The following is an 8,078-nucleotide window of genomic DNA, read 5'->3' as shown; positions in this document are numbered from 1 at the left end:
TGACGCGATCAAGTATGAAAACTAATCAAACTAACTAAATTAAGTCAAACTTGGCTAGTCATGACTAGCCCAAGTCGTGAATATAGAGAAATTACGTAAAACTGATAATTTGGCCAATCAATTTGATGCATATGCATAATTCAGGTTATACATTATGAATACTATAAATTTTACAAGACAACACACACAAGGAGAGTGAAGCGCTCATGATTAAATTATTTACGCAGACAAGTTGTAATTCTTCACGAAAGGCACGGCAATGGCTCCGTGATCACGATGTCGAATTTTCAGAACAAAATGTCGGTAAAAAAGCGCCAACGGTCGAAGAGCTAAAACATATTCTTAGCTTATCCGAAAACGGCTTAGACGATATCATTTCGACACGTTCACAGGCGTATCCTGAGATTGCGGATCAATTACCTGACATGTCATTTAACGAAACTTTAAATTTACTTTGTGAACGCACTCAGTTATTACGCAAACCAATTATTGTGACCGAGAATAAAGTCCAAATCGGTTTTAACGACGATGAGATTCGTAAATTCGTACCACGCCACATTCGGCGCCTAGATTTTATGCAAGCAATGATCAACGCAGCTGAAATATAAAACGATTAGATTGAGGTTGAGGCCGAGCTAGGGGTAGCACGGTCTTTTTTGTTGGCTCAAAAACAGCCAGTCCTAAGTAGGGCTGGCTGATTACTGTTTGAGTTGTTTAACTGTTTTTTCATAATGCGTCCATGCTGACCAAACACGGACGGTTTTAGTAGCCTTATCGACTGTATAAACAACACGATGCTGATTATTGATTCGCATGGAATAAGTTTTTGGACGTTTATTTCGTGGTTCCAAAAGTTCCATTTGATAGTTTTGTGTAAATGGATTATCAGCTAATTGATCAAGAATGTGCTCGTAAATATTTAATAGTTGCGCTTGGGCTAATTTAGTTCGCTGTTTGGTGATTGAATGATGTTCAAGCACTTTGAAATTTCCCATTAGCCGCGAACTTGATCAAAATCGCGATCAGTTGCTGTATCCATTAGTCGATCAACTTGATCAAGTGTACCAGTAGCTGTTAAATAGTCGGTTTCTCGCTGTGCGCTGGTTTTATTAGTGATTGGAAAAGGCAAACCATCAGTTAAAATAATTTGTTTATAGAAGACGTTGATTGCTGCTGTACGAGTTAGGCCTAGGTCTTTTAGAATTTTTTCAGCCGCAACTTTAGTTTTTTCATCGACTTTAGCCGCTACAAGTGCCGTTGGTTCTTTTTTTTCAGTTGGCATAATTAACCCCGCTTTCATACTATGTTAAACATAGTATATATGACAGATGTATTTAATACAACCTAGTTAAATATAAAGTGAAAAGTGCAGCCAGATCGGCAACTTGAATTAGGCGCACGTAACTAAATTGATTGGTGGCCAAGCTAGGTTGAGCGTGGTCCAAAAAGTAACATGACTATGTTAGTTAATCAACGCTGGAATTTAAGATTGGTATTAAATAATAACTTACTAAGAAAGCGCTAATTTTGCGGCTTAATAGTTGTGCTACTTGCCAGATATGTTATGGTATAGCCAACAGATGAAATGACAAATTTGCCCGCCAATTAGGAAGGAAGATAACTTTGTTAGCCACGCGCACAATTTCAGATTATGAACTGCTACAACATTTTAAAAGTTATTTATTAGAACACCGTCAGCAAGTAAAGCAATATGATTCAGTTAAGGAATATGTGGAAAAAGAGCAGCCGACCATGACGCCATTTACCAATGTTCAAGCCCGAATCCCTAAGCATTACAAGCGGGTGATCCGCCAATTGACCGCGCAAGATTTTGTCCAGATCGAGCAACAATTAAAGCATTAATTTAGCGAACTCGTTGCCATTGAGCAGCGAGTTTTTGTTTGCCGTAGACGCAGAATGATGAACAAATGAGACTAGCTTAAGTTTTGATGATAATTGCAACAGATGACTTGCTATGTGAGGTCGGACGCGTTAGGTTAAGGGTGTAGAGTTAAAGACTTATTTTAGGGAGGTATTATCATGTTCACCAGTACTAAACCAGTTAATGATTATGAAGTGTTACAACAATTTAAGAGCTTTTTGGTGGCTCATCAGGCGCAGATCAGAGATTATCCAGATCTAGAGACCTATGTTGCCAACGCACATTCAGGCTTTTATTTCACACCGTTACAGACTGAAAAAATTCCAGCTCGCTATAACCACGTGATCAAACAATTAACTTCCAGTGATTATCACCAATTAGCTAAAATGCTACAACTATAGTCGTTGTGTAACGCTAAATTTAGTTCATTAATTTGTGGCACAATATTATATCTGATCAGCTGTAGTTTCCAGCCATTATTTTGAGTGTAGGGCGTTTCCTATACTCTTTTTTTGTATCCGTTTCCGATTATTAGTTGTTTTTAAGGAAGTAGCGCGGGGTTTATTGTATAATGTAAATATACTTTTATTGGAGGCGTGGAAATGAACGTACATAAAGCAGTGATTCCTGCAGCTGGACTGGGGACACGATTTTTACCAGCGACGAAGGCAATGGCGAAGGAAATGTTGCCGATCGTTGATAAACCAACGATTCAATTCATCGTGGAAGAAGCGCAGGCATCCGGGATCGATGATATTCTGATCATCACCGGTAAAGGCAAGCGACCAATCGAAGATCACTTTGATTCCGTTCCCGAATTGGAACAGAATTTAATTAAAAAGCATAAAGACGAAATGTTAAAAGTTGTCCAAGAAACAACGAACATGAAAGTTAATTTATTTTTCATTCGTCAGTCACACCCTAATGGTTTAGGCGACGCCGTGCGCTTAGCGAAATCATTTATTGCCAACGAACCTTTTGTGGTCATGTTAGGCGATGATTTAATGGAAGATAAGGTTCCGTTGACCAAGCAATTGATCAATGATTATGAAAAAACCCACGCTTCAACTTTAGCAGTTAAGCGGGTACCACATAATGAAGTGTCCAAATACGGCGTGATCGATCCAGAAGCGGAAGAATCTCCTGGTTTGTATAACGTCCGCCAATTCGTTGAAAAGCCAGCCGTTGACAAGGCACCTAGTGACTTGGCGATCATCGGCCGCTACCTATTAACACCAGAAATTTTTGATATTTTAGATAACCAAAAACCTGGTGCTGGTGGCGAGATCCAATTAACCGACGCCATCGACGAATTAAACAAAGTACAACGCGTTTTCGCGCATGAATTTAAGGGTGATCGTTACGATGTTGGGAATAAATTCGGCTATGTTCAAACGAATATTGAATTCGGCTTGCGCCATCCCGAAGTTAAGGACCAACTCAAAGATTACATTATTGAATTATCGAAAAAATTAGAAGCTGAGAAAAAAGCAACTAAAAAATAGCGTGATCAAAAAAAGCAGTGAACCACCCACGTTAATTGGGCTGGTTCACTGCTTTTTTTGCGGTTTAATTTAAGAAATAGCGTCACGCATGTAAGTGGCTAAAGCAGCGCCGGATTTACCGTTGGCTAGGGCGACTAACAATTTGATCCGCGCTTTTTGTCCATTTAGACCTTGGCAGAAGATCAAGCCCATTTTAGCCAGTTCTTGGCCGCCGCCTTTATAAGCGTAAACAGGTTCAGCCACGCCGTTGAAGCAGCGAGAAACTAGGATGATCGGAATGTTGCGGTCCAGCAGTTTTTGAATCGCTGGCAAGGTCTGCGGTGGCAGATTGCCGGCACCAGTGCCTTCGATGATCAAGCCATTAGTTGCCGGCTGATTTAACGCGTCAAATAAAGTACCATCCATACCCGCATAAGCTTTTAGCAGGTAAATATGATCGATCACATGATCAATGTCGCAGCGGGACTGATTGGTCAACTCTTGGAAAAATTTAGCGCCATTTTTTTCGATGATTCCCAGTGGGCCAAAAGTTGGCGTGCGAAAAGTAGAAACGTTGGTGGTGTGCGTTTTGGTGACGAAACGCGCGCTGTGCACTTCATCATTCATCACTACAAGCACACCTTTACCGCGGGCCCCAGGTGAAGCCGCTGTTTTTAAAGCGCTGGACAAATTGTATAAACCGTCGGAGCCGATCTCATCAGACGAACGCATTGCACCGGTGATCACCACAGGAATCTGAGCGGGCAAGGTTAGATCAAGAAAATAGGCGGTTTCTTCAAGTGTATCGGTACCATGCGTGATAACAACGCCATCGATACCGGCAGCTTCCGCGGTCATGATTCGATTTTTCAGCTGGAGCATTTCGCGCGGCGTCATGTGGGGAGAAGGCAGATTAAATAATTCTTCCACTTCCAGCTCGTATTTGCCTTTAAACAATTGATTGAAGGCCATTAAGGGATTAGCGGCGCCTGGAGTCAAGCCGCCGCTTTCATTTTCTGACATGGCGATCGTGCCGCCAGTGTGCAAAACTAAGATATGTTTCATGAATCGATGCTCCTAACTGTTGATCAGATTTTAAATGACTAGTCGTTACTTATTATAGTAAGTTATGCGCCATGGTTTAAGTGTTTTTTGTCAGTGTAGCAGTGGATCTGGTGTAAACGTGTTTGAAAAAGCATGTTTTTGCGCTTAGCGACGCTCACCAAATTATCTGCTAGCGGTGGATCTAGTGTAAACGTGCCAAAAAAGGCAGATTATTTCGCATAACGACGCTAGCCAAACGATCCGCTACGCGAATCTTATTAGCTAGCAATGTTATGTTCCATAATCTAGGCGCCTTTTTTGGCACTCTATAAAAAAAGAACATCTTCGGGCGGAAGATGTTCTGGGGAGAGTCTCTCCTTCGGGGGAAGAAGAGTCGAAAAATGAAAAAGGTTTGGTTTGTTTTGGTTACATGATTAATATAACGGTTGGAAATGAAAAACGCCCGTGAATACACTCAGAATATGATTAATTTTTGCTCATTTTTCATTTACCAGCAAAAAATGATGAAACATTACTAAAAGCAACCCGCCAGCTTGACGTCCTTTTGGTATAATGAAATACTGAAAGCAACAATTGGTTTAATGATAGAAGCTACACAGCTGAAACGACCGCCAACTTGTGCTAAGATGGTGGAATTAAAACAGCTGCTGCACAAAAAATTAAAATTAATTTTAGCAAATTATAAATAGAAGTTAATGAAAAGGAAGTTCGCGATGTTAGTTTTAGCAATTGATGCATCAAATCAAGCACTGACCGTGGCGCTGGCAACGGAACAGCAGCTACTAGGAACAGTCACACTGAACGTTAAACAAACCCACAGCGAAGGCCTAATGCCGGCCATCGAGTATCTATTCCAAGCAACGAAAAAGCAACCCGCCGCGATCGATCGCGTGGCGGTGGCGCAGGGACCAGGTTCGTACACCGGCATTCGGATTGCCGTGACTACCGCTAAAACTTTAGCGTGGACATTAGGCAAGCAGCTGGTCGGCGTCTCCAGTTTAGCCGTTCTCGCTAGCAATATTCCTGCCGGCGCGGGCTTGATCGTGCCACTATTTGACGCCCGGCGCAGCGCAGTTTTCACCGGCGCTTATCGGTGGCAACAAGGCCAGTTGGTCAACGTATTGGCCGACCGCCATATTGCCATGGCCGAGTGGCTGCCTGAATTGGTTGCCACCAAGCAGCCGCTCACTTTTGTCGGCGATACTGCGGCCTTTAGCGAAACGCTGTTGGCTTTAGGCGAGCAAGCCCAGATCGCTGCCACTAATTTTGATCTGCCTCAGGCTGGTCAGCTCGCGCAATTAGGCCTGCAGCTGCCACCGGTAACCGATATCCATGGCTTTGTGCCTAACTATTTACGGATGACCGAGGCAGAAACTAACTGGTTAAAACAACATCCCGACAACGAAGGACATGAGCCCTATGTGGAAGAAATTTAGACAATGGTATAGTAACGAGCTACCGACGCCACCGCTGACATTCACCACTCAAGAAATCAATTTAGGTGGTGAACCATTTACGTTGCGCCGCGCCACCGCAGCTGACCTCGACGAATTATTGACCGTTGAACGCCACTGCTACGCCGGCGACACCCCGTGGGATCGGGCATCATTTACTAATGAATTGCGCAAAACCAACGACACACTATATTTAGTGCTGATCACCGGCGGCACGATCATCGCCTTCATCGGCTGCTGGTTCACTACCCACGAATCGCATATCACCAACGTGGCGGTGGAGCCAGAGTACCAAAATGCCGGGATCGGCCGCTTTTTACTGACCTGGATGATCCGCCGCAGCCAAGAATTGCCATCGGCGCGACTGACCCTTGAAGTCCGCGTTAGCAACGAACCAGCCAAGCACCTGTACCGCAAGCTGGGATTTCAAGATCAGAACATCAAGAAAGCCTATTACGTCGCCGATCACGAAGACGCCCTGAACATGATGTTGCCGCTGCAGCCACCATCATGATGCAATACTACTGGCCAGATAAAAGTGAAATCACCCAGCATGCGGCAGCGTTAGGGGCTTGGTGCCACCAAGTCAGTGCTGCCAGCTATCCAGCGGGTTCACCGTGGCGGCCAGCCACGTTTGTCGCTGATCTAAAAGCACCACATCAATATTATTTGTTTGCGGTGGCGGCAGGGCAGTTGATCGGCTTTATCAGCTACACGGCTTTGTTTGATGAGTTGGAGATTACGAATGTGGTGGTGGCGCCCGCTTGGCAGCGGCAGCATATTGCTTGGCAATTATGGCAGGTTTTGTTGCAGGCGCAAACCACGCCGGTGCGCTTTTATTTAGAGGTGCGCGCCAGCAACTTAGCAGCCCAGAAATTATATGAAAAGTTAGGCTTTGCGGTGATCAATCGCCGGCGTGAGTACTACACGGCGCCTGTGGAGGATGCGTTGATCATGGCATTAGAATGGAAGGAAAGCGATTATGACGGAAAAAAAGTCGCGGCAACGCGAGTTAATTTTAGCTTTTGAATCAAGTTGTGATGAAACTAGCGTGGCGGTAGTTGAAGACGGGGAGACGATCTTGTCCAACGTGATCGCCTCGCAGATCAATAGCCAAAAGCGTTTTGGTGGCGTGGTGCCGGAAGTGGCTAGCCGCCATCACGTGGCCCAAGTCACGCTGTGCGCTGAGGAGGCCATGGCTGAAGCAGGCGTCACTTACGCTGATTTAACGGCGGTGGCGGTGACTTACGGTCCTGGCTTAGTGGGCGCGTTGTTGATCGGCGTTTCGGCGGCCAAAGCGATCGCCTTCGCCCACCAATTACCGCTGGTGCCAGTCAACCATATGGCCGGCCACATTTACGCCGCGCGCTTGGTCAAGCCGCTGACCTACCCGTTACTAGCATTGCTGGTTTCCGGCGGGCACACGGAGATCGTTTATATGCGGGCTGCTGGTGAATTTGAGATCATCGGCGATACTCGCGACGATGCTGCCGGTGAAGCTTTTGACAAAGTCGGCCGCGTGTTGGATCTTGCATATCCAGCCGGCAAGAAAATTGACGACTTGGCGCAGCAGGGCACGGATACCTTTAATTTTCCGCGGGCCATGCTTAAAGATGATAACTATGACTTCAGCTTTAGTGGCTTGAAAAGTGCCTTCATCAATACGGTGCACAATGCGGAGCAACGGGATGAAACCTTATCGCGGGCTGATCTAGCGGCTAGTTTCCAAGCTAGCGTGATCGACGTGATCGTGACTAAAACCATGCGCGCAGTGCGTGAATATGGTGTCAGCCAACTGGTAATGGCTGGCGGCGTGGCGGCGAACAGCGGCTTACGGGCACGTTTCCAGCAAGAGATCGCTGCGCAAGCGCCAGAGGTTGACTTTGTGGTGCCGCCATTACGACTCTGTGGGGACAATGGCGCAATGATCGGTGCGGCGGCGCATGTTTTTTATGGTCAAGGGATCCGCGCTGATGGCCAGTTAAACGCACAGCCAGGGTTGTCATTTGATTACATGACCCCAGAGCGTCAAGCTGTTTTGAGCAAATAAAACTCTCCGCGCGGCCACCGCGCGTAACCATCTATGAAAAGAACGCCTTTACCGTTATACTAGCGGTGAAGGCGTTCTTTTGTACATCGTCTTTTTATTGGTGCCTTGAGCCTGAAAATAAAACCGATGGTCTTCAATTCGTG

At 45.4% G+C, this 8,078-nt stretch carries 11 protein-coding genes; 8 read left to right on the top strand and 3 right to left on the bottom strand.

The genetic code is table 11. From position 1 onward, the window contains the following. Positions 1-206 precede the first annotated feature (206 nt). The gene (locus EKM76_RS12245) at positions 207-608 is read left to right on the top strand and encodes a Spx/MgsR family RNA polymerase-binding regulatory protein (protein WP_125550895.1); all 402 of its coding nucleotides are present in this window, start codon (positions 207-209) and stop codon (positions 606-608) included. Between the two features lie 90 nt (positions 609-698). Here EKM76_RS12245 and EKM76_RS12240 read toward each other — a convergent pair whose 3' ends face one another. Further along, a complete protein-coding gene (locus tag EKM76_RS12240) occupies positions 699-995 on the bottom strand; it encodes a type II toxin-antitoxin system RelE/ParE family toxin (protein ID WP_125550894.1) in 297 nt (98 codons plus the stop codon). After that, complete coding sequence (locus tag EKM76_RS12235) at positions 995-1,282, bottom strand: type II toxin-antitoxin system RelB/DinJ family antitoxin (protein WP_164507654.1); 288 nt, start codon at positions 1,280-1,282, stop codon at positions 995-997. The genes EKM76_RS12240 and EKM76_RS12235 overlap by 1 nt, the downstream gene beginning before the upstream one ends. A gap of 341 nt (positions 1,283-1,623) precedes the next feature. Between EKM76_RS12235 and EKM76_RS12230 the strand changes: the two genes are divergently transcribed. From EKM76_RS12230 to galU, 3 genes are all read left to right on the top strand, one after another. Continuing rightward, entirely contained in the window at positions 1,624-1,863 is a 240-nt protein-coding gene (locus tag EKM76_RS12230) for a hypothetical protein (protein ID WP_125550892.1), read from the top strand. 177 nt (positions 1,864-2,040) lie between these two features. Next, a complete protein-coding gene (locus EKM76_RS12225) occupies positions 2,041-2,283 on the top strand; it encodes a hypothetical protein (RefSeq protein WP_125550891.1) in 243 nt (80 codons plus the stop codon). 201 nt (positions 2,284-2,484) lie between these two features. Next, a complete protein-coding gene (gene galU, locus EKM76_RS12220; RefSeq protein ID WP_125550890.1) occupies positions 2,485-3,387 on the top strand; it encodes a UTP--glucose-1-phosphate uridylyltransferase GalU in 903 nt (300 codons plus the stop codon). Positions 3,388-3,456: 69 nt separating this feature from the next. On the opposite strand, the gene EKM76_RS12215 is transcribed toward galU, so the two are convergent. Next, the gene (locus tag EKM76_RS12215) at positions 3,457-4,431 is read right to left on the bottom strand and encodes an asparaginase (RefSeq protein ID WP_125550889.1); all 975 of its coding nucleotides are present in this window, start codon (positions 4,429-4,431) and stop codon (positions 3,457-3,459) included. Positions 4,432-5,144: 713 nt separating this feature from the next. Between EKM76_RS12215 and tsaB the strand changes: the two genes are divergently transcribed. Genes tsaB through tsaD form a run of 4 tightly spaced genes read left to right on the top strand, consistent with a single transcriptional unit; the run spans position 5,145 to position 7,935 of the window. Further along, positions 5,145-5,867 (top strand): tRNA (adenosine(37)-N6)-threonylcarbamoyltransferase complex dimerization subunit type 1 TsaB, encoded by a 723-nt coding sequence (tsaB, locus tag EKM76_RS12210; protein WP_125550888.1) that lies wholly within the window; start codon positions 5,145-5,147, stop codon positions 5,865-5,867. Then, positions 5,842-6,399 carry a ribosomal protein S18-alanine N-acetyltransferase gene (gene rimI / locus EKM76_RS12205; protein WP_225417944.1) on the top strand — a complete coding sequence of 186 codons (558 nt, stop codon included), beginning with the start codon at positions 5,842-5,844 and terminating at the stop codon, positions 6,397-6,399. The genes tsaB and rimI (EKM76_RS12205) overlap by 26 nt, the downstream gene beginning before the upstream one ends. After that, positions 6,396-6,914 (top strand): ribosomal protein S18-alanine N-acetyltransferase, encoded by a 519-nt coding sequence (rimI, locus tag EKM76_RS12200; protein WP_125550887.1) that lies wholly within the window; start codon positions 6,396-6,398, stop codon positions 6,912-6,914. Before rimI (EKM76_RS12205) ends, rimI (EKM76_RS12200) begins: the two co-directional genes overlap by 4 nt. Further along, positions 6,868-7,935 (top strand): tRNA (adenosine(37)-N6)-threonylcarbamoyltransferase complex transferase subunit TsaD, encoded by a 1,068-nt coding sequence (gene tsaD, locus EKM76_RS12195; protein ID WP_125550886.1) that lies wholly within the window; start codon positions 6,868-6,870, stop codon positions 7,933-7,935. The genes rimI (EKM76_RS12200) and tsaD overlap by 47 nt, the downstream gene beginning before the upstream one ends. Positions 7,936-8,078: the final 143 nt, after the last annotated feature.

The organism is Loigolactobacillus zhaoyuanensis (assembly GCF_003946385.1).
GTDB lineage: Bacteria > Bacillota > Bacilli > Lactobacillales > Lactobacillaceae > Loigolactobacillus > Loigolactobacillus zhaoyuanensis.
The sequence above is the reverse complement of the archived record's forward strand: the minus strand, read 5'-3'. Positions and strand labels throughout refer to the sequence as shown.

Excerpts from the sequence above, each read along its gene's own strand:
- EKM76_RS12245 (WP_125550895.1), top strand. The coding sequence starts at position 207 with ATGATTAAATTATTTACGCAGACAAGTTGTAATTCTTCACGAAAGGCA.
- EKM76_RS12240 (WP_125550894.1), bottom strand. The coding sequence starts at position 995 with ATGGGAAATTTCAAAGTGCTTGAACATCATTCAATCACCAAACAGCGA.
- EKM76_RS12235 (WP_164507654.1), bottom strand. The coding sequence starts at position 1,282 with ATGCCAACTGAAAAAAAAGAACCAACGGCACTTGTAGCGGCTAAAGTC.
- EKM76_RS12225 (WP_125550891.1), top strand. The coding sequence starts at position 2,041 with ATGTTCACCAGTACTAAACCAGTTAATGATTATGAAGTGTTACAACAA.
- galU (WP_125550890.1), top strand. The coding sequence starts at position 2,485 with ATGAACGTACATAAAGCAGTGATTCCTGCAGCTGGACTGGGGACACGA.
- EKM76_RS12215 (WP_125550889.1), bottom strand. The coding sequence starts at position 4,431 with ATGAAACATATCTTAGTTTTGCACACTGGCGGCACGATCGCCATGTCA.
- tsaB (WP_125550888.1), top strand. The coding sequence starts at position 5,145 with ATGTTAGTTTTAGCAATTGATGCATCAAATCAAGCACTGACCGTGGCG.
- rimI (WP_225417944.1), top strand. The coding sequence starts at position 5,842 with ATGAGCCCTATGTGGAAGAAATTTAGACAATGGTATAGTAACGAGCTA.
- rimI (WP_125550887.1), top strand. The coding sequence starts at position 6,396 with ATGATGCAATACTACTGGCCAGATAAAAGTGAAATCACCCAGCATGCG.
- tsaD (WP_125550886.1), top strand. The coding sequence starts at position 6,868 with ATGACGGAAAAAAAGTCGCGGCAACGCGAGTTAATTTTAGCTTTTGAA.